The 25,278-nt window shown below is 37.5% G+C and carries 22 protein-coding genes; 11 read left to right on the forward strand and 11 right to left on the reverse strand.

Annotation, left to right across the window (positions count from 1 at the left end; all coding sequences use genetic code 11):
* Nucleotides 1-13 precede the first annotated feature (13 nt).
* Nucleotides 14-391: an RNA-binding S4 domain-containing protein gene (locus C8C84_RS09335; RefSeq protein WP_121315022.1), complete on the reverse strand. Its 378-nt coding sequence runs from the start codon at nucleotides 389-391 to the stop codon at nucleotides 14-16.
* A gap of 79 nt (nucleotides 392-470) precedes the next feature.
* On the opposite strand from C8C84_RS09335, the gene C8C84_RS09340 reads away from it, so the two are divergent.
* Nucleotides 471-1,463 (forward strand): FKBP-type peptidyl-prolyl cis-trans isomerase, encoded by a 993-nt coding sequence (locus C8C84_RS09340; RefSeq protein ID WP_121313330.1) that lies wholly within the window; start codon nucleotides 471-473, stop codon nucleotides 1,461-1,463.
* A gap of 67 nt (nucleotides 1,464-1,530) precedes the next feature.
* On the opposite strand, the gene C8C84_RS09345 is transcribed toward C8C84_RS09340, so the two are convergent.
* Together C8C84_RS09345 and C8C84_RS09350 are read right to left on the reverse strand one after the other, a co-directional pair.
* Nucleotides 1,531-2,484, reverse strand: a complete 954-nt coding sequence (locus C8C84_RS09345; RefSeq protein WP_121313332.1) for a transketolase family protein — start codon at nucleotides 2,482-2,484, stop codon at nucleotides 1,531-1,533.
* 77 nt (nucleotides 2,485-2,561) lie between these two features.
* On the reverse strand, nucleotides 2,562-3,407 hold the full coding sequence (locus C8C84_RS09350; RefSeq protein ID WP_121313334.1) for a transketolase: 846 nt from the start codon (nucleotides 3,405-3,407) through the stop codon (nucleotides 2,562-2,564).
* A 215-nt stretch (nucleotides 3,408-3,622) separates the two neighbouring features.
* On the opposite strand from C8C84_RS09350, the gene C8C84_RS09355 reads away from it, so the two are divergent.
* The 8 genes from C8C84_RS09355 (at nucleotide 3,623) to C8C84_RS09390 (ending at nucleotide 12,032) form a co-directional block, all read left to right on the forward strand.
* The gene (locus C8C84_RS09355; protein ID WP_158592564.1) at nucleotides 3,623-4,027 is read left to right on the forward strand and encodes a response regulator; all 405 of its coding nucleotides are present in this window, start codon (nucleotides 3,623-3,625) and stop codon (nucleotides 4,025-4,027) included.
* A gap of 213 nt (nucleotides 4,028-4,240) precedes the next feature.
* Nucleotides 4,241-4,540 carry a hypothetical protein gene (locus tag C8C84_RS09360; protein ID WP_121313337.1) on the forward strand — a complete coding sequence of 100 codons (300 nt, stop codon included), beginning with the start codon at nucleotides 4,241-4,243 and terminating at the stop codon, nucleotides 4,538-4,540.
* Between the two features lie 190 nt (nucleotides 4,541-4,730).
* Complete coding sequence (gene tgt / locus C8C84_RS09365; RefSeq protein ID WP_121313338.1) at nucleotides 4,731-5,861, forward strand: tRNA guanosine(34) transglycosylase Tgt; 1,131 nt, start codon at nucleotides 4,731-4,733, stop codon at nucleotides 5,859-5,861.
* Between the two features lie 75 nt (nucleotides 5,862-5,936).
* The gene (locus C8C84_RS09370) at nucleotides 5,937-7,022 is read left to right on the forward strand and encodes an LptF/LptG family permease (RefSeq protein WP_121313340.1); all 1,086 of its coding nucleotides are present in this window, start codon (nucleotides 5,937-5,939) and stop codon (nucleotides 7,020-7,022) included.
* Nucleotides 7,009-7,944, forward strand: a complete 936-nt coding sequence (locus C8C84_RS09375; RefSeq protein ID WP_121313342.1) for a DMT family transporter — start codon at nucleotides 7,009-7,011, stop codon at nucleotides 7,942-7,944. Before C8C84_RS09370 ends, C8C84_RS09375 begins: the two co-directional genes overlap by 14 nt.
* Nucleotides 7,945-8,045: 101 nt before the next feature.
* The gene (locus C8C84_RS09380; RefSeq protein ID WP_121313344.1) at nucleotides 8,046-8,999 is read left to right on the forward strand and encodes an acetyl-CoA carboxylase carboxyltransferase subunit alpha; all 954 of its coding nucleotides are present in this window, start codon (nucleotides 8,046-8,048) and stop codon (nucleotides 8,997-8,999) included.
* Nucleotides 9,000-9,139: 140 nt separating this feature from the next.
* Nucleotides 9,140-10,687, forward strand: a complete 1,548-nt coding sequence (gene dnaB, locus C8C84_RS09385) for a replicative DNA helicase (RefSeq protein WP_121313346.1) — start codon at nucleotides 9,140-9,142, stop codon at nucleotides 10,685-10,687.
* Between the two features lie 85 nt (nucleotides 10,688-10,772).
* Nucleotides 10,773-12,032: an asparagine synthetase B gene (locus C8C84_RS09390; RefSeq protein WP_121313348.1), complete on the forward strand. Its 1,260-nt coding sequence runs from the start codon at nucleotides 10,773-10,775 to the stop codon at nucleotides 12,030-12,032.
* 162 nt (nucleotides 12,033-12,194) lie between these two features.
* On the opposite strand, the gene C8C84_RS09395 is transcribed toward C8C84_RS09390, so the two are convergent.
* The 7 genes from C8C84_RS09395 to C8C84_RS09425 all read right to left on the reverse strand — a co-directional run bounded on the left by C8C84_RS09395 (nucleotide 12,195) and on the right by C8C84_RS09425 (nucleotide 21,192).
* Nucleotides 12,195-14,327 (reverse strand): DPP IV N-terminal domain-containing protein, encoded by a 2,133-nt coding sequence (locus C8C84_RS09395; protein WP_121313350.1) that lies wholly within the window; start codon nucleotides 14,325-14,327, stop codon nucleotides 12,195-12,197.
* Nucleotides 14,328-14,384: 57 nt separating this feature from the next.
* Complete coding sequence (locus C8C84_RS09400) at nucleotides 14,385-14,846, reverse strand: DinB family protein (protein WP_121313353.1); 462 nt, start codon at nucleotides 14,844-14,846, stop codon at nucleotides 14,385-14,387.
* A 69-nt stretch (nucleotides 14,847-14,915) separates the two neighbouring features.
* The gene (cphA, locus tag C8C84_RS09405) at nucleotides 14,916-17,540 is read right to left on the reverse strand and encodes a cyanophycin synthetase (protein WP_121313355.1); all 2,625 of its coding nucleotides are present in this window, start codon (nucleotides 17,538-17,540) and stop codon (nucleotides 14,916-14,918) included.
* Between the two features lie 267 nt (nucleotides 17,541-17,807).
* Nucleotides 17,808-18,653, reverse strand: coding sequence for an alpha/beta hydrolase (locus C8C84_RS09410; protein ID WP_121313357.1), 846 nt, complete (start codon nucleotides 18,651-18,653; stop codon nucleotides 17,808-17,810).
* Nucleotides 18,654-18,684: 31 nt separating this feature from the next.
* Complete coding sequence (locus C8C84_RS09415; RefSeq protein ID WP_121313359.1) at nucleotides 18,685-19,464, reverse strand: zinc ribbon domain-containing protein; 780 nt, start codon at nucleotides 19,462-19,464, stop codon at nucleotides 18,685-18,687.
* A 3-nt stretch (nucleotides 19,465-19,467) separates the two neighbouring features.
* A complete protein-coding gene (locus C8C84_RS09420; RefSeq protein ID WP_121313361.1) occupies nucleotides 19,468-20,562 on the reverse strand; it encodes a Nif3-like dinuclear metal center hexameric protein in 1,095 nt (364 codons plus the stop codon).
* 60 nt (nucleotides 20,563-20,622) lie between these two features.
* A complete protein-coding gene (locus C8C84_RS09425; RefSeq protein ID WP_121313363.1) occupies nucleotides 20,623-21,192 on the reverse strand; it encodes a hypothetical protein in 570 nt (189 codons plus the stop codon).
* Nucleotides 21,193-21,249: 57 nt separating this feature from the next.
* Between C8C84_RS09425 and lpxK the strand changes: the two genes are divergently transcribed.
* Nucleotides 21,250-22,293 carry a tetraacyldisaccharide 4'-kinase gene (gene lpxK, locus C8C84_RS09430; RefSeq protein ID WP_121313365.1) on the forward strand — a complete coding sequence of 348 codons (1,044 nt, stop codon included), beginning with the start codon at nucleotides 21,250-21,252 and terminating at the stop codon, nucleotides 22,291-22,293.
* The gene (locus C8C84_RS09435) at nucleotides 22,265-23,077 is read left to right on the forward strand and encodes a purine-nucleoside phosphorylase (protein ID WP_121313367.1); all 813 of its coding nucleotides are present in this window, start codon (nucleotides 22,265-22,267) and stop codon (nucleotides 23,075-23,077) included. Before lpxK ends, C8C84_RS09435 begins: the two co-directional genes overlap by 29 nt.
* Here C8C84_RS09435 and C8C84_RS09440 read toward each other — a convergent pair.
* A complete protein-coding gene (locus tag C8C84_RS09440; RefSeq protein ID WP_121313369.1) occupies nucleotides 23,074-25,242 on the reverse strand; it encodes an ATP-binding protein in 2,169 nt (722 codons plus the stop codon). The two genes, C8C84_RS09435 and C8C84_RS09440, sit on opposite strands and share 4 nt — an antisense overlap.
* Nucleotides 25,243-25,278: the final 36 nt, after the last annotated feature.

A 25,278-nucleotide genomic window follows, 5' to 3' on the forward strand; every position in this document is an offset into this window, starting at 1 on the left:
AGACAGTAGCCATTTATTCATCATCCACCTCAAACCCAAATTCATCTAAGTCTCTTCTGTCTTTCTTAGTAGGTCTGCCTGTTCCGGTTTTGCGATAGTGCTCTTTAGATAATTTTAATAGTTCCAAATGGGCAAAAGTTTCCGCAGGCGTTTCGTCTTTGCGGTAAATATCGACCAGTTTAGCACCAACCCTGTTGGCCGGTATATCTAAAACGGATACAATGTAGGTAATTTGATCCTTTCTAAAAGTAATTTTATCCATAGGAAACACCTCTCTAGAAGCCTTAGCCACTTGTCCATTCACCGTAATTTGATTTTTCCGACAAGCCTCGGTTACCATGTTTCTGGTTTTGTAATATCGAATACACCATAAATATTTATCAACTCTCATTTTTTTTCCAAAATCAACGTTAAATAGTTTACAAAAATAAATCAATATTGTATCTTGCGGACTTAAATATCATACAAAAATGAATAATTTTTTTAAAACTATCCTAGGCTTCACCTTAGCTTTATTGGTAGTTTCCTGTTCAAAAGACGATGAAAAAGCAGTGCCTTTGCGAGATTATGCAGAACAATATGCAAAGGATATTGTATTAATTGAAGAGTTTTTACAAACACATTATATAGACGTTATTGACAATCCGGGTGCTCCTAATGATCAAGACGTAACTTTTACTAAAATACCTGCAGGCGGAACGCAAACACCTATTTGGGACAGTCCTGATTTAGTAACCAATTATACAGTTAGTCTACATGACATCACTTATAAATTGTATTATTTAAAACTAAGAGGACATGTAGACCGTAGTATTTCTTCCCCTGAAGATATTGCAAAAGCACCCTGTAATGTAGATAGAGTATTGGCTTCTTATGTCGGACAATACATATACAAAACAACTGAAACCGTAGATGACGAAACTGTAGAATCAATCGAAATAAAAGAATTTGAGAAAAACTTAAATCCTCAAAGTTTTTTAACCTTGTCTTCTACTATTAGAGGTTGGAGTGAAATTTTCCCTAGATTCAAATCAGGAACCTACGTTGGAAACCCTGATGGAACAATAACCTATTCTGATTTTGGTGCCGGTATTATGTTTGTCCCATCGGGATTGGCTTATTATGGAAGCTCATCGGGTTCAATTCCGGGTTATTCTAACTTAATTTTTGCTTTTAAATTATACGAAATTCAAAGAGTTGATAACGATGGTGACGGTATTTTTTCTTACCAAGAAGATTTAAATAATGATGGGTATGTAAGAGCGTTGGAGGAAGGAGTAGCCAATATTGATGATACTGATGGTGATGGTACTCCTGATTTTTTAGACGTTGATGACGATGGCGATTTTTTCATGACCAAAGTTGAGATCAAGAACCCTTTGACGGGAATAGCTTATCCTTATGATCAGATTCCTTTATGTTCAGACGGCAAGAAAAAACATCTTACAGCCGATTGTCACTAATTTATAGTAACAGTATAAATAAAAAAGTCCCGAGCAATCGGGACTTTTTGTTTACTATAAAATAGCTTTATTTTCTTTTAATCACTTTTTCTACAGCTTCAACAATGGCTTGGTTGTTTAGTTTGTATTTCTCCATCAATTGTTCCGGAGTTCCGCTTTCGCCAAAGCTATCGTTCACTGCTACAAACTCTTGCGGTGTTGGATTGTTTAATGCTAAAACTCTGGCAACGCTTTCACCTAAACCACCTAAAAAGTTATGTTCTTCAGCGGTTACAATACAACCGGTTTTGGCTACTGATTTTAAAATAGCTTCGTCATCCAACGGTTTAATGGTGTGGATATTGATTACTTCTGCCGAAATTCCTTTAGCTTCTAATGCTTCCGCTGCAATTAAGGCTTCCCAAACTAAGTGACCTGTTGCTACAATCGTTACATCTGTACCTTCACTTAGCATAATCGCTTTCCCAATTACAAACGGCTCATCAGCAGGAGTGAAGTTAGGCACAACCGGACGTCCAAAACGCAAATAAGCCGGACCGTTATGATCCGCTAACGCAATTGTTGCCGCTTTGGTTTGGTTGTAATCACAAGTGTTAATTACCGTCATTCCCGGTAACATTTTCATCAATCCGATGTCTTCTAAAATTTGGTGTGTGGCACCATCTTCGCCCAAAGTCAATCCGGCATGCGAAGCACAAATCTTTACATTCTTGTCGGAATAAGCTACTGATTGGCGAATTTGGTCATAAACCCTTCCGGTAGAAAAATTAGCAAAAGTTCCGGTAAATGGAATCTTTCCACCAATAGTCAAACCGGCCGCAATACCAATCATATTGGCTTCTGCAATACCAATCTGGAAAAAACGCTCCGGATGGTTCTTTTTAAAATCGTCAAATTTCAACGAACCAATTAAATCCGCACAAAGCGCCACGACGTTTTCATTTTTTTGTCCTAATTCGGTCATTCCTGCTCCAAATCCTGAACGGGTATCTTTACTTCCTGTATTTTCGTATTTTTTCATTGTTTCTTTTTAAGGTTCAAAGCGACTAAGGCTCTGAGGTACTAAGGTTTTAATTTACAATATTATTTGTAACGGAATTAATAATCGCCTAAAGTCTCAGCATTTTGTGCTAATCCGATAGCCAACTGATCGTTATTAGGTGCTTTTCCGTGCCAAGCATGAGTATGCATCATAAAATCGACACCATTGCCCATAACGGTATGTAACAAAACACAAACCGGTTTTCCTTTTCCGGTTCTGCTTTTGGCATCTTCCATTCCAGCAATAATTGCATCGATATTGTTTCCGTCTTTAATTTCTAATACATCCCAATCAAAGGCTTCAAACTTGGCTTTCAAATTCCCCATGTTCAATACGTCATTAGTTGAACCGTCAATTTGTTGTCCATTGTAATCCACAGTGGCAATTAGGTTGTCCACTTTTTTGGCTGAAGCATACATAATAGCTTCCCAGTTTTGACCTTCTTGCAATTCACCGTCACCATGAAGGGAATAAATTAAATGATTGTCGTTGTTTAATTTTTTAGCTTGAGCCGCACCAATAGCAACCGATAAACCTTGGCCCAATGAACCCGAAGCAATTCTAACACCCGGTAAGTGGTCATGAGTTGTTGGATGGCCTTGTAAACGCGAGTTCAATTTTCTGAAAGTTGCTAATTCTGCCACTTGGAAATAACCTGAACGTGCCAAAACGCTGTAGAAGACAGGTGAAATGTGACCGTTAGACAAGAAGAATAAATCTTCGCCTTTGCCGTTCATGTCAAAGTCCGGATTTCTTTTCAATAAGTGTTGGTATAACACTGTGAAAAATTCGGCACAGCCTAAGGAACCACCGGGATGTCCCGAGTTTACGGCATGAACCATACGAAGAATGTCTCTGCGTACTTGTGATGTAAAATCTTGTAAATGTTGTGTGTTAGACATTATAAATTAGGTATAAATTATTGTGCTCAAAAGTAATTCTAATTTTTGCAAGCCGCAAAAGTTTTACAAATTAGTTATCAAAGGGTTATTAATAAACTTAATTTCTTAATGAGAACCCATTGGTGTCAGATTGAAATTCTATAATAAAATGACAATATTCTGTAACATATTTTTTTACGGTTTCTGCTAATTTTATGATTCAATTTCAAGTTGCTATGAAAAACTCACAAACCCTTTTTTATTTAGATGATGATGATGAAGATTTAGACTTCTTTAAAGAAATTGCCGAAGACTTAGGGCACACAGTCAGAGGATTTAGCGAAGGAAGAATTATGCTATTGGTCTTAGAAACCGAAAGACAAAAGCCGGATATGATATTTTTGGATATACATATGCCAATACTTAATGGTCAGGAAATTTTGGAAATCATTAAAAAATCAGACACGCTTAAAAAGATTCCAATTGTAATGGTCTCCGGTGCATACCCTAAAAAGTTAGTAAAGCACTTCTCTGATCTTGGAGTCGACTATATGATGAAAAAACACCATGTGCACGATTACAGAGAATCATTAAGAGAAATACTGGATACCCATTTTAGAAAAAGTAGAGCAGCTTCTTAAAATAATAATAATTAAGTAATACACATTACCAAACTTAATCACTATTTCAAAACAACCTCAAAGGGATTTGAGGTTGTTTTTTTTGCTCCAAAAGTTTGGTTTAGGCATGATGTGGCAATGATATAAATTTGAGTAAGAATTGTACAAATTCTTCCGGTCAGATTGGTTTACTTTTACAATAATGGTAAAATAACAACTCATAAAAGTTATAGGATGGAAAATAAAGGAAAGTTAAGCGCAACAACAAAAAGTAAGACACAGTCGGAAAGCAAATATGATTCGCATTCTGAAGAAAAACCAACCCAAAAAACCACTGTAGTTACCGATTCAAACCCGGATAGAGTGTCCCATGACAATACTGCTGATTATTTAAAAAAAATACCGCTAGAAAAAGAGAAAGCTCGTGATTTAAGTGAGGATGCTACGGAAGACAATAAAAAGAGAAACAATCCGCAAAAAGATTGGGATGCTTCTTTTTACCCAGATAAGAGAACTTCTCTTCAAGGGAATTAACAAGTTTGTTTAGTTTTGTGTAAAAGACAATCTCTCATTTTGTGATGGGTTGTCTTTTTTTTATAGCCTATCTAAAACCATAATTGTAGTACACCTAAATAAGCCCTAAATACCCAACTGTTAAATAAAATCCTAATTCCTAATTCCTAATTCCTAATTCTTTTATCTTTGCCGACTGTAAAAGAAACTTATGCAATTTGATTTATTAGCCAAAGATCCCAATTCAAGTGCGCGTGCCGGAAGTATTACAACCGACCATGGCGTAATTGAAACCCCAATCTTTATGCCTGTTGGAACCGTAGCTTCGGTAAAAGGAGTACACCAACGCGAATTAAAAGAAGAAATCAATCCCGATATTATCCTAGGGAATACCTACCATTTATACCTTCGCCCGCAAACCGAAATTCTTGAAAAAGCCGGTGGTTTGCACAAGTTCATGAACTGGGATAGGAATATTTTAACCGATAGCGGTGGTTACCAGGTGTATTCGCTTTCGGCCAATAGAAAAATCAAAGAAGAAGGCGTAAAATTCAAATCGCATATCGATGGTTCGTATCACGTGTTTACTCCTGAAAATGTGATGGAAATCCAACGTACCATTGGTGCCGATATCATTATGGCTTTCGACGAATGTACGCCTTATCCATGTGATTACAGATACGCACAACGCTCGATGCACATGACACACCGTTGGTTAGACCGTTGTATCAATCATTTGGAAAAATTGCCTTTTAAATACGGCTACGAACAAACATTTTTTCCAATAGTTCAAGGAAGTACTTATAAGGATTTACGCCAACAATCAGCAGAATATATTGCCAATGCCGGTGCACAAGGAAATGCCATCGGTGGTTTGTCTGTTGGCGAGCCTGCCGAAGAAATGTATGCAATGACCGAAGTCGTAACCGCTATATTACCCCAAGACAAACCAAGGTATTTAATGGGTGTTGGAACGCCAATTAATATTTTGGAAAACATCGCTTTAGGGATTGATATGTTCGATTGTGTGATGCCAACACGTAACGCTCGTAACGGAATGTTATTTACGGCTCATGGTTCTATCAATATTAAGAATAAAAAATGGGAAGCCGATTTTTCTCCGGTAGATGAAATGGGACATACTTTTGTTGATACCGAATATACAAAGGCTTATTTACGTCATTTGTTCGCTGCCAATGAATATCTTGGAAAGCAAATTGCAACCATACACAACTTAGGTTTCTATATGTGGTTGGTTCGTGAAGCCAGAAAACATATCTTAGCCGGAGATTTCAGAACTTGGAAAGACATGATGGTAAAACAAATGAGCCAAAGGCTTTAAAGTTGTAGGTTCTAAGTTGTAGGTTCTTGGTTAAAAGAACAGCAACTTACAACATACAACTCACAACATATAACTATGCTAAAAATAATTGACAAATACATCCTAAAACGTTACTTAGTCACATTCTCCGTGATGTTGCTAATGTTTATTCCTATCGGAATTGTGATTGATGTTTCGGAGAAAGTCAACAGAATGATTGAAAACAAAGTGCCTTTCAAAGAAATTGCTTGGTACTATCTTGACTTCACGATTTATTTTGCCAATTTATTATTTCCTATATTTTTATTTCTTTCGGTGATTTGGTTTACCTCAAAATTGGCCAACAACACCGAGATTATTGCCATCTTAAGCTCTGGGATTTCTTTTTCTCGATTTTTGCGCCCTTATATAGTCGGTGCTACTATCATATCCATATTTGCACTGATTATGAGTATTTTTTTAGTGCCAAGTGCCAGTGCCGGATTTAAGAATTTCAGGTATAAATACTTAATTGGTAACGGACGCAATGAGGTTCGAGACAATTCAGATGTGTTTCGCCAAATAAGCAAAGACGAATATCTTTTTGTGACTAATTTCAATGACTTGTCTAAAATGGCATTCAACTTTTCTCTGGAGAAATTTGAAGGAGACAAATTAAAATACAAATTGGTCGCCAACAGAATCAAGTGGAATCCAAAAACCAAAAACTACACTTTGTTCAATTACAGTAAAAGAAAAGTAGGTGAATTTGGTGATATCATTGAAAGAGGCGAAAAAAAGGATACCGTTTTTAACTTTGATTTAGAAGATTTAACACCGGTGGTTTACATAGCGGAAACGTTACCGCTAAATGAATTGCACAAGTTCATCGACAAAGAAAAAGCCCGTGGTTCGTCAAATATTAACACCTATATGGTAGTGCTTTACAAAAAGTACAGTATTCCGGTTTCCGCTTTTATTTTAACCATTATTGCGGTAGCAGTTTCGGCCATGAAACGACGTGGCGGAATGGGAGCCAATTTGGCTATCGGAATTGTATTGGCTTTTGCTTTTGTCTTCTTAGATAAAGTCTTTGGGGTTTTGGCTGAAAAATCAACAGCACCACCAATGTTGGCGGTTTGGACACCCAATATTGTTTTCGGACTCTTAGCGATTTATCTTTTAAGAAATGCCAAACGATAATCTAAAAAGCTATTTAAATCTTCACTTGATTGTATTCATTTGGGGATTTACAGCCATACTTGGTGCCTTAATTACCCTTGATGCTTTGCCTTTGGTTTGGTTCCGAATGCTTTTTGCTGTTGGCTTTATTGCCATTTATATTTACTACAAAAAGTTGCCGTTAAAAGTACCGATGAAGATTTTGATGCAGTTCCTTTTTTCGGGATTGATAATTGCTTTGCACTGGTTTACCTTTTTTCATGCGATTAAAATCTCCAATGTTTCCATTACTTTGGCTTGTCTTTCCACCGGCGCTTTATTTGCTTCTGTACTCGAACCGATTTTATATGGTAAAAAGATAGTTTGGTACGAATTGCTATCCGGACTTGTTGCGATAATAGGATTGTATTTCGTCGCTATTTCCGCGGATACCGGAACAGAGGGATTACTTAAAGCCATATTTAATGGTGGAAATAAATACCTATTTGGAATCGGATTTGCTTTGATTTCTGCCTTCCTTTCTGCCTTATTTGCAGTAATAAACAGTAGATTAGTCAAATCTTATGATGCCACCGTGATTTCCTTTTATGAACTCAGTGGTGGCGTAGTGTTTTTCTCTTTTCTCTTGTTATTTTTTGGCAGTTTCAAACCTGAATTCTTTCAACTTTCCGCTAAAGATTTAATGTACTTATTGATATTGAGTTCGGTTTGTACCGCTTATGCTTTTATTGCTTCAACCGCAGTAATGAAGTTTTTAAGTCCGTATACAGTAATGCTTACTATCAATTTGGAACCTATTTACGGAATTATTTTAGCCGTATTAATCTTCGAAGAAAAAGAAAAAATGAGTTTCGAATTTTATATCGGAGCCGCTATTATTTTATTAACCGTAATTTTAAATGCTATTCTAAAAAGTAGAAAGGCGTCATTAAATAAAGGTTAGTCAAAGGTTAATTTTTGTTTAAAACTAATCCGGCAGAATTGCTTTTTATCACAATTTAAAATTTTATATTTGCTATTCGATTAAACAAAACAAACAACCCTATGGAATATTTGGATTTTGAACTTCCTATCAAGGAATTAGAAGATCAACTCGATAAATGTCAAATCATCGGTGCCGAATCCAATGTTGATGTCACCGCTACTTGTAAACAAATTGAAAAAAAGTTAGAGGAAACCAAAAGGAAAATCTACAAAAATTTAACCGCTTGGCAACGTGTACAATTATCACGTCATCCTAACAGACCTTATACTTTAGAGCATATTACTAATTTAACCAAAGGCACTTTCTTAGAAATGTTTGGCGACAGAAATTTCAAAGATGACAAAGCCATGGTTGGTGGTTTAGGCAAAATTGACGGTCAATCTTTCATGTTAATTGGACAACAAAAAGGAATCAATACTAAAATGCGTCAGTTGCGTAATTTCGGTATGGCTAGTCCTGAAGGCTATCGTAAAGCGTTGCGTTTGATGAAAATGGCGGAAAAATTTAATCTTCCTGTAGTAACCCTTATTGACACTCCGGGAGCATTCCCAGGATTGGAAGCTGAAGAACGCGGACAAGGAGAAGCGATTGCCAGAAATATTTTGGAAATGGTGCGTTTAAAAGTGCCGATTATTTGTGTAATTATTGGAGAAGGTGCTTCAGGTGGCGCTCTAGGAATAGGCGTTGGTGACCGAGTATTGATGATGGAAAACACTTGGTATTCTGTTATTTCTCCTGAATCTTGTTCATCTATTTTATGGAAAAGCTGGGAATATAAAGAACAAGCAGCCGAAGCCTTGAAACTGACTTCAACCGACATGAAAAAGATGAAACTAGTTGATGATGTGATTCCGGAACCATTAGGTGGTGCTCATTACGATAAAGAAACTACATTTAAAACTGTTGAACAATATATCATGAAAGCGTTTAACGAATTGAAAGATTTATCAACAGAAGAATTAGTGTCTCAAAGGATGGACAAATACAGCAAGATGGGCGAATACAAGGAATAAATTCTCACAAAATATATCTTAATCCGGAGCCCAATGGTTTCGGATTTTTTTTTGGTTGTTAACAAAAAACACAAACTTATAAACATTGGCTTTGAATAACTCAATCCCAAAAATTTGGCTAAAATTGCTACTTTCGTTTCATGGAAAATCTCAGAAATATTAACCCTATCAAAGTAGATAAAACTACCATCATCAACTTAGAAAAAGGAAAACTCCCGCCACAAGTGATGGATTTGGAAGAAGCGGTGTTGGGTGCGATGATGATTGATAAAAAAGGCGTCGATGAGGTAATTGATATTCTCCAACCCGATGCTTTTTACAAAGACGCTCACAAACACATTTTTGAAGCGATTTTTCAGTTATTCACAGATTCTCAACCCATTGACTTATTAACAGTTTCGGCTCAATTAAAAAAGAGTGCGAAGTTGGATTTAGCCGGTGGCGATTTTTACTTAATCCAGCTTACGCAAAAGATATCGTCTTCCGCACACATTGAATTCCACTCGAGAATTATTCTTCAGAAATACATCCAACGAAGCTTAATCAAAATCTCTTCGGAAATCATCGAAGAATCTTATGATGAATCAACCGATGTATTCGATTTGTTAGACAAAGCCGAATCCAAATTATACGAAGTTACCCAAGGGAATATCAAGCGAAGCTCAGAAACTGCCCAAAGTTTGGTAATCCAAGCCAAGAAAAGAATCGAAGAAATCGCTAATAAAGAAGGTTTGAGCGGAATCGCAACCGGTTTTGAAAAACTGGACAAAGTGACTTCAGGTTGGCAACCATCCGATTTAATTATCATCGCGGCTCGTCCGGGTATGGGTAAAACCGCCTTTGTATTGTCGATGGCGAGAAACATAGCCATTGATTTCGGTCATCCGGTAGCTTTGTTCTCATTAGAGATGTCATCGGTACAGTTAATCACCCGTTTGATTTCCTCAGAAACCGGTTTGTCATCAGAAAAACTAAGAACCGGAAAACTGGAAAAACACGAATGGGAGCAATTGTCTACCAAAGTAAAAGATTTAGAAAAAGCACCTTTGTATATTGACGATACGCCATCGCTTTCTATCTTCGATTTAAGAGCCAAAGCAAGACGTCTGTCGTCACAACACGGCATCAAGATGATTATAGTTGATTACCTTCAATTGATGACCGCAGGCGGAAGTAATGGCAAAGGCGGCGGAAACCGTGAACAGGAAATCTCAACCATTTCGAGAAACTTAAAAGCTCTTGCCAAGGAATTAGAAGTTCCGGTAATTGCGTTATCACAGTTGTCTCGTGCCGTGGAAACTCGTGGCTCGAGTAAAAGACCTTTATTGTCCGACTTACGTGAATCCGGTGCGATTGAGCAAGATGCCGATATCGTATCGTTTATCTATCGTCCGGAATACTATAAAATTGACGAATGGGATGATGACGAACAATCGCCAACTGCCGGTCAGGCCGAATTTATTATCGCAAAACACCGTAACGGTTCGTTGGAAAATATCAGACTGAAATTCATTGGAAACCTTGGTAAGTTCGATAACTTAGAAGAATATAGCGGCGGATTTGACGATTTGCCTTCGAAAATGAACCACGATGACAATCCGTTTATGACGAAGAATTTACCATCACCCAACGAAGCTTTCGGTAGCAATATCAACCGAAACGATGACGACAGCGACGTTCCATTCTAAAAATATTAATCCCGAGTAATCGGGATTTTTTTTATGTTTTTCTTCACAGTAATTCTGTTATCTTTGAATTTAAATATGGCTACAAATGTTTAAAAAGTCACTCTATATATTTCTAATACTGATTTCCTTTTCTGTAAAGGCGAATTTCTTATTGTTACCAATGGATGAAGTATCACAGAAAAACCACTTAAAAGCCTACGGAATTACTTATTGGGCTTTAGACAAGCAATACAAAGCGAGTTGGTTACTGAACTACCGCGGTGGTTCATTTTTGTTACCCGATGTGGCTGAAATTCGCAAAGAATGTCAAATCCGAGGCGTAAGTTTTGAAGTGGTATCCGATGGAGAAATGCAGAATATTTTAGCCGAAATCGCGAGTCCGTCGCAGAATATGGAAACCGTTGTTTTAGAAAAAGCCCCAAAGATTGCGGTTTATTCGCCACCGGGAAAACAACCTTGGGACGATGCGGTAACGATGGTGTTGACTTATGCCGAGATTCCGTTTAAAGTAGTTTATGATGAAGAAGTGCTTAGTGACCAATTAATTTTATACGATTGGTTGCACTTGCACCACGAAGATTTTACCGGACAATATGGAAAGTTTTATGGAGCGTACCGAAACGCACCTTGGTATATCGAACAAAAGAAATCCGCTGAAGCTTTGGCCACGAAATTAGGTTTTCCTAAAGTGTCGACAGAGAAATTAGCGGTAGCCAAAAAAATACGCGACTTTGTAATTGGTGGCGGTTTTATGTTTGCGATGTGTTCGGCAACAGATAGTTTTGATATTGCACTTTCTGCCGAAGGTGTTGATATTTGCGAACCGATGTTTGATGGCGACAACAGCGATGCCAATTACCAATCACAAATTGATTACAGCAGAACCTTTGCTTTCAAGAATTTTATTTTAGATAGAAAACCGGAACACTATGAGTTCTCGGATATTGATATGACCGAAAAACGTCGTATTCCTTTCGAAAAAGACTATTTCACTTTAATGGAATTTTCAGCCAAATGGGATGTGATTCCGAGTATGTTGTGCCAAAATCATACCCAATTGGTCAAAGGTTTTATGGGACAAACGACAGCATTTGACAGCAATTTGATTAAATCCAATGTGTTGACCTTGGGTAAAAATGAATTGAATGACGAAGCGCGTTATATCCATGGTCAAAAAGGAAAAGGATTTTTCACGTTCTACGGCGGTCATGATCCGGAAGATTACCAACATCGAGTAGGTGATGAGCCAACAGTGCTAGACTTGCATCCAACTTCACCCGGATTCCGTTTGATCTTGAACAATGTATTATTTCCGGCGGCGAGAAAGAAACCTCAGAAAACCTAACAATTTTAATCACGAATAAGAAATCCCAAATTCCAATTCACTTCGACTCCCGAAGTTTCGGGACAGTGTGACAATTGGAATTTGGGATTTTTTAGCCCCGATAGAGCCGATATCCTCACGTAGTTTACGGAGTGAGATAAAGGCGAAAGCGGGAAATAGCTCCTACTTATTATTATCAATCACGTAGTTCAGTACTTTTTGAATTAAATGCACACGATCTTTACCGGTTACATTGTGTTTGTGCATTGGGTAAGGAAAATAATCTACCTGTTTTCCGGCCTCAACGAACTTTTTTACTAACGATAAATTGTGTTGTTCCACCACGACATCATCGTTTGTTCCGTGAATTAAAAGCAGTTTGCCTCTTAGGTTTTTTACGTAATTGTATACGGTAGTTTCTTCAAAACCTTTAGGGTTTTCAGTTGGTGTGTCCATATAACGTTCGCCGTACATGGCTTCATACCATTTCCAGTCGATTACCGGTCCGCCGGCAACGCCTACTTTAAAGGTATCGGCTTTACGCAACATCAAAGAAGTGGTCATGAATCCGCCGTAACTCCAACCGTGAACCGCCAAGCGATTTCCGTCAACAAAAGGAAGCGATTTTAAATAATCGACACCTTTCAATTGGTCATCCATTTCGTTTACACCTAAATTTCCATGAATGATGCTTTCAAAAGCAAAACCTCTGTTGTCCGAACCGCGATTGTCAACCGTGAAAACCAAATAACCTTGTTCTGCCATCCAATACATCCACAAATTGGCACCATCTAAAAACGAATTGGTAATCATTTGCGCATGTGGTCCGCCGTAAACGTAGACTAATACCGGGTATTTTTTGGTTGGATCAAAGTTACTCGGCTTAATCAAACGTGTGTATAAATCGGTTGTTCCGTCAGCTGATTTGATGGTTTTGATTTCGGCTGTTCCGATTTCGTAACCATCGTATTTGTTTTTGCTCACCAAAAGTGTTTTGGCTTTCAAACTTTTGTCATACAACAATGATTTTGAGGGCGTATCGTGGTTTGAAAATTCATCAAAAAACCAATTGCCATCGCTGCTCGGAATTACATTGTGAATACCTTGGTCTTTGGTGATTAAAGTTTGTTTGCCTTTTAAATCGACTTTGTAAGCCAACATGTTGGTTGGATTTGGTCCGGTGGCTTTGAAATAAATTTCCGTTCCGGCAGTATTGGTGCCAATGATATCACGCACAACGAATTGGTTATTGGTCAATTGTTTGATTAATTTTCCTTCGATAGCGTAGTAGTACAGATTAGGGAAACCGTCTTTTTCGCTGAACCAAACAAAGTTATTGGATTTCGAATTCGGGAAAAAAGCATCGTGTTCCGGTTCAACCCAACGAGGATTTTTTTCGTTTAAAATGGTTCTGATAAAAGCGCCTGTGTTGGCATCATACAGATTCAGATTCATATCATTTTGTCCGCGATTCAATTCGGCAATCAAAACGTATTTTTCGTCCGGTGTCCAAGACAAGTTGGTCAAATAGTCATCTTGGTTGCCTCTTGGTGTGATGAAAACTGTTTTTTGAGTAGTCAAATTGTAAATTCCAACTCTAGGTTTCTCGCTTTTTTGACCAATCATTGGGTATTTGATGTTGACTAATTTTCCCGGTGTTTCGTTTATATCTAATAAAGGATAATCGGCTACTTCGGTTTCGTCTTTTTGGTAGAAAGCTAAAAATGATGCTTTTGGTGACCAAAAGATTCCGTTGCTAATGCCAAACTCATTACGAGCAATAAATTGTCCGGATACGATTCCTTTATTGCTTTCGTTGGTTACCGTAACTTTTTCTCCTTTATTGTTCAAGAAGTACAGATTATTTCCTTCTGTAAAAGCCAAGTTCACTTTATTGCTGTCGAAAGTATTGTTTTCAGCAGTTTCAAGTGCTTGAAGGATTAATTTGCCGGTTTTTGTGGTTAGGTTGTAACTGTAATATTTACCATTTTCTGTTATCAAGAAGTTGTTGGTGTCAACCCATTGTAAACCAAAGAAGTTTCTCAATTTGGTTCCCAATGCGGTATTCAAGTCAGCCAAAGTAACCAGTTCTGTTGCTGTATCATTAGCAGCAGATGCCGTTTTCATTTTGGTCCAAGCATCGGTGTAGAATACGTATCTATTGGTATTTGGAATCCATTGATAACCGGTTAAGCCGTCAGCTCTGAAAGCGCGACCTTGTTGTAAAACAGCTTCTTCGAGTGTGATTTTCTTAAGTTGACCTACAGCAGTTGTGGCTACAAAGCATAGTAAAGCCACCCATATTTTATTGTTCATAAGGTTGAAATTTAGCGCCGTAAATGTATAAAAAAAGGACAATCTATTTTGTTAAAATTATCCATTGCTTATAATATCAGTGACAATTTTTAAATGGTGATTGGTGTGCAGTTTCAGGAACCAAATAGTGGTCTTTAAGTTCAAATCTCCAAAAAACGGATGCGTGAAATAACTGTTGGAATGAAGTTTTTCCAAATCGGCAATACCTTTTCGGGCTTGTTCCAATTTGGCTTTTAATGCTTCCGCTGTGGCAACGTCAACAGGACTAACAGATTTTGGTACTTTTACTTTGCCTCTTGGAATTTTATTGGTGATTTGGATATAGGTTCGAATCCATTTGAATTTCCATTTGTAATTTTCCGGGTTGGAGCTTTTTATTTGTGTTACAACACTATTAATTACGATCAAACTATGATCTAATTGCCAACCAATACAAGATTGAGAAACAGAAGGATTTATCTTTTCGAGATTGGGAATGTGGCTTTCGATTTGATTTAAGAGCTTGTGGAGTTGGTTCATTGCTTTGTGGTTTGAAAAAATCCCAAAAACCTGCTGGAATTTGGAATTTATTATTTGGAATTTTAATTTCTAAATATTTCCATCTTCATTTTCTTTGTCCAAGTATTCCTGAACAATGTCAATGGCATTGGTTACTACGTCGCTTAGTGCCGTGATGAAAGTTCCTTCTTGTGCGCTGTTTATTGCGTGTTTGATGGCTTCAACTTCTTTGGCTATGATTTCGTGTGTTACGGTTCTTCCTGAAGCGTTAATACCTTCCATAATTAGTCCGATAATTTCTTCTTCGGTTCGGCCGCGTAAGTATTTTTCTTGGCGAATGATGATGTGGTCAAACATACGAGCGGCAATGGTAGCACATTCTCTGATGTCTTCGTCACGGCGATCGCCAACGCCGGCTATGATTCCGATTTTCTTGGTCGCATCTACGGAAGTTAAAAACTCTTCCACACCTCTATATCCCGACGGATTGTGTGCAAAGTCAATCAAAACTTTGAATTTTTTAAAATCAAAAATATTCATACGACCCGGAGTTTGCGCCGCACTTGGAATAAACGTTTGCAATGACAAACTAATATCTTCTGTTTTAAATCCTTGTAAATAGGCAGCTAAAGTGGCAGCAAGAGCATTGGCAATCATGAATTTGGCTTTTCCGCCTAGAGTCAACGGAACGTGAGTGGCACGTTCTACTCTGATTTTCCATTCACCTTTTTTGATGGTGATGTATCCGTTTTCGTATACCGCTACTGTCTTTCCTTCTTTTGCAAATTGTTGTACTTTTGGGTTGTTTTCGTCCATACTGAAATAGGCGATGTTACAACTCAATTCGTTGGCTATTTTCAAGCATTGCTCGTCTTCCGCGTTTAGAATTGCCCAACCGTCTTTTTTGACAGCGCGAACAACCGTTGCTTTTACGCGAGCTAAATCGTCTAAAGTGTGAATGTCTGCCAAACCTAAATGGTCTTCCTGTATGTTGGTAATAATGGCAATATCACAACGGCTGAAACCTAAACCGGAACGTAAAATTCCACCACGAGCGGTTTCTAATACGGCAAATTCGACCGTTGGATCTTTTAAAATATATTCGGCAGAAAGTGGTCCGGTCGTGTCGCCTTTTTCCATCATGTGGTTTTGGACATAAATGCCGTCGGAAGTCGTGAAACCAACTTTGTAGCCGTTATTTTTCACTATATGTGCCAATAATCGGGTAGTGGTGGTTTTACCATTAGTTCCGGTTACGGCTATAATCGGAATGCGACTTGGTTTTCCCGGTGGATACAACATGTCGATTACCGGAGCAGCAACGTTTCTCGGTAAACCTTCGCTTGGTGCTAAGTGCATGCGGAAACCCGGAGCCGCATTGACTTCCAAGATACAACCGCCATTGTCTTTCAACGGTTGGGTTAAATTTTCAGCCATGATATCAACACCGCAAATGTCTAATCCGATTACTCTTGAAATGCGTTCGCAAAGGAAGATATTTTCGGGATGCATCATATCGGTTACGTCGATGGAAGTTCCTCCTGTACTGAGATTGGCAGTCGATTTTAGATAAACGATTTCTCCATTCTTTGGCACAGAATCAACGGTATAGTTTAGTTTTTCCAGTAAGTCTAACGTATCTCTGTCGACGTCGATTTGGGTTAAAACATTTTCGTGTCCGTAACCGCGTCTCGGGTCTTTATTAGTTTCTTCAATTAATTGTTGAATAGTATCTTTTCCGTTTCCAACTACGTGAGCCGGTTCTCTTTTGGCAGCAGCGACCAATTTATTGTCAATCACCAAAACCCTAAAGTCAAAACCTGTGATAAATTTTTCTACAATTACCCTGCGGCTGTATTTTTGAGCGTAAGCCAAACCTGAAACAGCATCTTCCCAAGTTACCACATTAATAGAAGCGCCTTTTCCGTGGTTTCCGTCTAAGGGTTTGATTACGATGGGGTAGCCGATTTTTTTAATGGTAGTTTCTAAATCTACTTCGTCTACGCAAATTCCGCCATTCGCTACAGGAATTGAAGCTAAGTCGAGCATGCGTTTCGTCTGTTCTTTATTACACGCGATATCTACTGCAATGCTGCTCGTTTTGCAAGTGATTGTGGCTTGGAAACGCATTTGGTTTACACCGTAACCCAATTGTACTAAGGAGTTAGTTCCTAATCTTATCCAAGGAATATCTCTGGCTACGGCTTCGTCTACGATACTTCCGGTTGAAGGTCCGAGACGCACTTGTTCGCGAATTTCACGCATTTTTTGGATATCGGCTTCTACGTCGTAATCGGTTCCGGCTATTAAAGCTTCGGCTATGGCTACGGAACTTTCGGCGGCGAACATGCCAACATTTTCTTCAGTGTAACTAAACACAACATTGTATATTCCGGGTGTTTTAGTTTCTCTGGTTCTTCCGAAACCGGTTTCCATTCCGGCTAAGGTTTGAATTTCTAAAGCGATGTGTTCAATCACGTGTCCCATCCAAGTACCACGTTCGATTCTGGAGAAAAATCCACCACGCGTTCCTTCTGAACAACGGTGTTCAATCATGGTAGGAAACATGGCTTCAATGCGTTCGCGAAAACCTTCGATTTTATTTGTTGGAAATTGTTCCATTTCCTCTAAATCCAATCGCATTTGGATTAATTTTTTGCGTTGTACACTCCAGATATTAGGTCCGCGTAATGCTTGTACTTTTAGAATCTTCATGATTAGGAATAATTTGTAATGTTAATAGGTAATGATTTTGTTAAAAATAGGAAATATTTGTTTTTGGTTGCTACTTTTTTTGCAGAAAAGCTAAAAAGATAGCATTATCCTGAAATTTTATTTTTTGGAGTGTTGATTTTCAGGTTTTTAAAGTGAATGATGCAAAAGGCAAATCCTGATTAGCCCCGATTGTAATGGAAATCATCCCGATTTATCGGGATATTGTAATGCAAAGCGGGAATAAGGACAACAAGAAAGCGCTGACCTTTATGCTTCTGAAATAAAATCGGCTATTTTTTGGTACAAATCCTTGTCGTGCATGCTGTGACCTAGGCCTTGGGTTTCGATGTAAGTCGAATTTTTCCAATTGGAGGCGTACATTCTGCCTTCCTCTACGAGGATGACTTTGTCGTGAATGTCGTGAGCGATGATGGCTTTTTGCGGGAAGTTTTTGGCGAACAGATGTCCGGCAAATTCATTAATGTGGATGTTGAATTTTTCCTGATAATGTTTCTCCAAAAGGTTTTTCATTTTGTTGTTCAGGCTCAAAATGTCCACAAAGTTGTCGCTTAATTTTTTGAAACTTGATGGAGCACCAAGTAATACGATTTTCTCGATGTGGTCGTTGGGATATTTGTGCAAATAATAAGTAATCGCTGCGCCGCCAATCGAGTGACCGATAAGGGTTTTTGGGTTGTATTTTTGAGACAAAACGTGAATGAATTCGGCGTATCTCGGTGCATTGAATTCTTTTCCGGAACTCAATCCGTGACCGGGCGCATCGATGGCGATGATGGTTTTGCCTAAGGGTTTGAGGTGATTTAGTAATTTTTTCCAACGAGACGCATTGCTTTCCCAGCCGTGAAGTAACAAAATAATGTCTTCGGAGCCTTGCCAAAGGTAGGTTTGAAAATCTTCGCCGTCGTAATGCAAAGTTTCCTGTTGGGCGTTTTGCAATGTTTTAGGAAGTTTGCCGTTTTTTATTTTTCCTTTTCTGGGTTGGCTGAAAATTTCGTAGGCGATTTGTTTGGCCTTTTCCGGACGGAAATAGCTGATTAGGTTGATGTATAAGCCAACCGATTTTGTAATGAGAAAGTATTGTATTTTCTTCATAAAAAAATCCCGAGCGAGTCGGGATTAATTATTATAGGTGAGCAAATAATTTTTGCATTTTTTCTCTTTCCTCGTCTGCTAAAGAAGCATCAACTAAGATTCTTCCTGAGTGCTCATCGGTGATGATTTTTTTGCGAGCCGCAATTTCTACTTGGGTTTGAGGTGGAATCGTAAAGAACGAACCTGCCGAAGCACCACGCTCAATAGACACTACGGCCAAACCGTTGCGAACGCTTGAACGAATTCTTTTGTAAGCAGCCAATAATCTTTCTTCGATTTGGGCTTCATACTCAGCTGATTTTTCCATTAAGAAGCTTTCTTCTTTTTGGGTTTCCGCCATGATGTCGTTCAACTCTGCTTTTTTGTGTTTTAAGTGAGAAGATTTTTGGTCTAATTTTTCTTTAGAGTTAGAAATCACTTCTTTTTTGTGATCAATAGAAGCTTTCAATTCTTTGATTTGTTTTTCCGCCAATTGGATTTCCAATTCTTGGAATTCTACTTCTTTAGTTAAAGAATTGAATTCTCTGTTGTTGCGAACATTTTTTTGTTGTTCAGTGTATTTTTTGATAGCCGCCTGATGCTCTTCGATGGCACTTTTTTTAGTTTTGATTTGCTCTTCGATTGCAACCAAATCGCTTTTTAATTTGTCTAAACGAGTGCTTAAGCCAGTAACTTCATCTTCTAAATCTTCCACTTCTAAAGGTAATTCTCCTCTAACGTTTCTGATTTCATCAATTCTGGTATCTATGATTTGCAGGTCGTAGATAGCTCTTAATTTGTCTTCAACACTTAGTTCTTTTGTAGTCGCCATATTTTATAAGTACTTAACTGGATTTGTATTTTCTTCCGAAAAAATGATTGCAAAATTAAGGATTTTTTTCTTAAGAAAATCAACAATATAATTTTTTGTAAATCTTTCGCTTTCAAAGTGTCCGATATCGGCTAAAACCAATTGATTTTCAGCTTCATAAAAGTTGTGGTACTTCAAATCGGCCGTCAGAAAAATATCAGCTCCGGCTTGTTTGGCATTGCTGATAGCAAAACTTCCCGAACCACCAAGTACTGCTACTTTTTTAATTGCTTTTCCTAACAATGCGCTATGTCGAATGCCGCCACATTGCATTTTATCTTTAACGAAAGCTAAGAAGTCAGGTTCACTCATTGGTTTTTCAAGTTCACCTATCATACCGAGACCAATGTTTTGGTGGTGATTTTGCAATTCGTAGATTTCATAAGCCACTTCTTCGTAAACGTGATTGGAGAATAAGGCTTTTAATACTTTGGATTGCAGATGTTTTTCAAAAGTGACTTCGATTTTGATTTCTTCGTTTTCCACAAATTCGAAGCGATTACCGATTTCAGGATTGCTGTCTTCATTGCCCATGTAAGTTCCGATGCCTTTTGAATTGAAGCTACAATCTTCGTAGTTGCCTATTTTTCCGGCACCAGCGTCGAATAGCGCGTTGCGTAAAGTTTCAACATTTTCAGGAATGGTATAAGTGATGAGTTTTTGAATGAAATTCTTTTTGGCCACTAAAATTTTGGTTTGGGTCAACCCCAAAGCATCACAAAATATTTTATTCACACCGTGTTTGTGGTTGTCCAAAGCCGTGTGAACCGCATAAATCGCAATATCATTTTTAATGGCTTTGAGTACGGCGCGTTCCACATAATTTTTGCCTATAATTTTCTTCAAACCTGAGAAGATAATTGGATGGAAACAAACGACCAAGTTGCATTTTTTAGCAATCGCTTCATCGATTACGCTTTCTAAGGCATCATGACAAACCAAAATTCCGGTGGCTACAGTATTGGCATCACCAACCAGTAAACCAACATTGTCAAAGTCTTCGGCATAAGCCAAAGGCGCCATTTCTTCTAAAGTATTGAGTATTTCTTTAATCTTCATAATTTTGTTTTTCTAACTAAACACTGCCAACTGTCCCGAAGCTTCGGGACTGAACAGTAATTAAGTTGCCCATTCGTTTAAGTATTCTTTAATAATCCATTCGCCATTTACTTTTTCGAGTAATAAAAATCGGCCACTGTTGTGTTCGATAGTTCTGTAAAAGGCTACTTTGACTAAGGCAAATTGGTTTTTAGCAAAGTAAATCGGTTTGTTGACAATGAGCAAGCGTTGGTTATTTTCACTGTGTTTCTTTGAAATTTCTTGAAATTCATCCAAAGACAAACATGCATTGACTTTGCTTTTTAAATATTGGTGTTGGTTGTCAAACAGCAGGTTGTATTCCTTTGACCAATCTTCATTTATGCCAATGATAATCTGTTTTTTGATTTCGGTTGCATTCTTTTTCAGTAAATCGTTTTTCGAGATGACTTCCAGTACTTCTTCGTTATTCGGTGCTTTGCCACAATAAAAACTTAAAAGTTGTAATCTGCCTTTGGCGATGACTTTTTCATTTTTATAGTATTTGGTAAAAATGATTTTAAGAATAGCCGTGTTGTCGGCTTCCTGAGAAAAAGTCAAGGGCGAGATGAACAGAAAGCCTAAAAGAAAATGCAGGTTGAGTAGTTTCATTAGTTATTGGAACTGTAAAATTTTCATTCAAAGATAAAAAATCGTTACTTTCGTGCTATGATTTTGTTGCGAAAATTACTTTTCCCTTTGGCCATTCTGTATGGCTTTATCACTTCTATTCGAAATTATCTTTACGATAAAGGTATACTAAAATCGTATTCTTTCGACATTCCGGTCATTGCTGTTGGAAATCTCAGTGTTGGCGGCACCGGAAAAACGCCTCAGATTGAATATTTGATTCGGTTGCTTTCTCCTAAATATAAAGTGGCAACTTTAAGTCGCGGTTACAAAAGAAAATCGGAAGGTTTTATTTTGGCTGATGCCAATGCTACTGCGGAAATTCTCGGTGACGAACCGTTTCAATATTACAAAAAATTTCCGCAGATACAAGTCGCAGTCGATGCCGACAGGCATAACGGTATCACTCAATTATTGGCTCAAAGCGAAAAGCCGGAAGTTATTTTACTTGATGACGCTTTTCAACACCGAAAAGTAAAAGCCGGGTTTTATATTCTCTTGACGGCTTATGATGAGTTGTTTTGTGACGATTTTATGTTGCCAACAGGAAATCTTCGCGAGAGTAGAAACGGTGCTAAGAGAGCCAATATGATAATTGTCACCAAATGTCCGCCGAATATTACTGAAATTGCGCAGGAAAAAATAAGTGAAAAATTGATGAGATTCCTCCTTCCTCGGAATGACAATGTTAAGGTTGTTTTCTTCAGTTTTGTTGATTATGATGACAGGGTTTATAACCAATTCGGCAGTTTAGAAGTGACTAAAGTCAAATTGCAAGAAAAATTATTGTTAGCCGGAATTGCTAAGCCAAAGCCTTTCTTTAATCATTTACAATCTGAAAATGATGCGGTTATGGCTTTTTCTGATCACCATCATTTTAAAGAAAGCGATATTTTAAACATAAAAAGTCAAGCTGTGGATAAAATTATCGTCACAACCGAAAAGGATTTTGTACGTTTGGAGGCTGATATTTTCGCAGCGCAATTATATTATTTACCAATTAAAAGTCAGCTGATAAACAATAGCGATACTTTTGACCAAATTATTTTAAACTATGTGGGAACTTGTACAAGAAACCGTTAATTATATTAAAGATAAAACCAATTTTACTCCGGAATACGGCGTAATTTTAGGCTCCGGATTGGGCAGTTTTACGGATGATATCAAAGTCGAATTTACTTTGCCTTATAATGAAATACCTAATTTTCCGGTATCAACCGTTGAAGGTCACAAAGGCGCTTTGGTTTTTGGAACCATAGGCGATAAAAAAGTGGTGGCAATGCAAGGAAGATTTCATTATTATGAAGGTTATTCGATGCAGGAAGTTACTTTTCCGGTAAGAGTGATGAAATACATTGGTGTCAGCAAACTCATTGTTTCTAATGCTTCCGGCGGTGTGAATCCAAATTATAAAGTAGGAACCATCGCTATTATTACCGATCATGTGAATATGATGCCGGAACATCCGCTAAGAGGGAAAAATGATTCCCGTTTTGGACCGCGTTTTGTGAACATGAACGAGCCATATAGTCCAAAAATGATTGCCAAAGTTAAAGAAATCGCCAAAGCTTCGAATATAGAAGTACAAGACGGAGTTTATATGGGATTGCAAGGACCAACCTTTGAAACCTTGCATGAATACAAAATGGTCAAAGTGATTGGTGCAGATTGTGTCGGAATGTCGACTGTTCCTGAAGTAATCGTTGCGCGTCACATGGAATTAGAAACTTTCGGGATTTCGGTGATTACTGATATTGGCAGCGAAGAGCATTTGGAAAACATTACCCATGAAGAAGTTTTGAAAGCGGCTAATGAGGCTGAACCTAAAGTAAGACAGTTGATTAAGGAACTGATTTTGCAGTATTAAATCAAATTCAGCGCAATTACTCGGTAGAAATTTTCAGGTTCGAAAGGCTTCGTAATGACATCAGTCATTCCGAAAGACAAGAGCATTTCTCGGTTTTCGTTTAACGAAATTGCGGTTAAAGCGATGATTGGTATTTGGGTTTCAAACTCACGGATGTGTTGCGTGGCAATTGTTCCGTTGATTCCCGGTAAGTGGACATCCATCAGTACTAAATCAAAATCATTTTTGGCTCGCATGACATTAATGGCTTCTTCACCGTTGTCGACGATTTTACATTTCATGCGTTTGTTTTCGAGCATTTTTTTGGTTACCATTTGGTTGATTTTGTTGTCTTCTACAACCAAAATATTTTTACCGACTAAAATATCATCAGAATAAAGAAGTGGTTTTTCGACTTGAATTTCTTGATTTCCGTTGAGTAAATTAAGTTCGAAGGCGAATGAAGTTCCTACGCCAACTTCACTTTTCAGCCCGATTTCGCCGCCTAATAAATCAACCAGTTTTTTTACGATAGTCAGACCTAAACCGGTGCCGCCATATTTTCGGTTGATTTCGATAGAACCTTGGGAAAAACTGTCAAAAATGGTTTCTTGCTTTTCTTCCGGTATTCCGATTCCTGTATCGCGTATCTCAAAATTAATTCGGGAAAAATCACTGCCTTGATCAATCAATTTAGCAATCACATTTACTTCTCCGTTTTGGGTAAATTTCAAAGCATTATTGATTAAATTGATAAATATTTGAGACAATTTTGTTGGGTCACCAAGTAAAATTTCGGGGATGTTTTGGTCAATTTCTAAAGTGAATTTGTTGTTGTTTTTAGAAGCGATTTCATTCATCGAATTTTGAATGTTGGTTAACAATTGCTTCAGGTTGAAATGGATGTATTCAATTTCTATATTGCTCGAATCAATTCGGTTGATTTCCAAAATTTCATTGATAAAAGTCATTAAATAATTCCCTGAAAACTTTAAGGAATTGAGATAATGTAATTGGTTTTGCTTCGGATTTTCTTCAATCAGCAAATGTGTGATCCCATTAATTGCGTTCAAAGGAGTTCTTAATTCGTGACTTACGGTAGAAAGAAATTCGGCTCTGGCTTTAGACGCTTTTTCGGCTTTCTCTTTGGCCATTTGTAGTTCGATATTTTTTTCTTGCAGCAGTTCGTTTGATTTGCTTCGAATGATATTGTTTTTATATAAAGACAAACTTAAAAGCGATAAGATAGAGATTAAAGCGATTGCTAAAATGCTAATCAATTTTACAAACTTATTGGTTTTTTGTTGGGCTTCATTTTCTTTCGTCATTTGCTCAACGGCTTTCATTCGCTCACTTTCTTTGAACTCTTGGTAATCGTTGGCGTCTAATTTTTGGTTGCTCAAAAAGGAAAGGCTGTCTTTTATTACAAGATGCTCTTTTAAATAGTCATGAGACTTTTTTAGATTTAATAATTTTTCATTGGTTCTGCTGAGTGACAATAAAATAGCTGCTTTTTGGTCTAAATTGGTATCTCTGGCATTCAAAACCAGTGCTCGGTTTAGATAGTTAACAGCAAGATTGTTATGGTTTAAGCTTTCTTCAATAGTACCCATTTGGTATAAAGCTTCTGCTTTGGATTTATAAATATCTTCAAGATCGGATTTTGAAATAATTTCATTAAATAATTTAGAAGCCAATTCGGTTTTGCCTTTGTTTTTATATAAAATTCCTTTTTGAAGTTTCAAAGGTTCGGAAGCATCTATTTTTAAAAGATTATAAATAGCTTGTGCTTTGTTGAAGTTGAGTTCAGCTTTGGTAAAATCATCCAAATTCATGTAGCACATTCCCATATTGTAATAGCAAATTGCTTGTTGGCTTGTTGGTGGAATTGAACTTAATAAAGCTGCGCACTTTGAAAAAATTTCAACAGCATCACCATATTTTTTTAGTTCGAAATAAGTAGAGCCTAAAGAGTACCAAGCATCAGATTTTTGTTGGGTATTACCTTTAAATTTGGCATAATTAATCGCTTTTTGAGAGAAATAGAGCGAAGATTTGTAGTTGTTGATTTTTTTATTAAAATCGGCTAATTCTATGTAATAAGCCGTACTGTCTGTAGGTATTGCGACTTTTCTTTGACTAAAGCCAAGTGTTTGAAATAGTAATATAAACAATAACCATCTCATAGATTTCCGGGTTTAGAAAGGATTTAGATGTATAAA

It is taken from the genome of Flavobacterium sp. 102 (assembly GCF_003634615.1).
In the GTDB taxonomy this organism is placed as follows: Bacteria; Bacteroidota; Bacteroidia; order Flavobacteriales; family Flavobacteriaceae; genus Flavobacterium.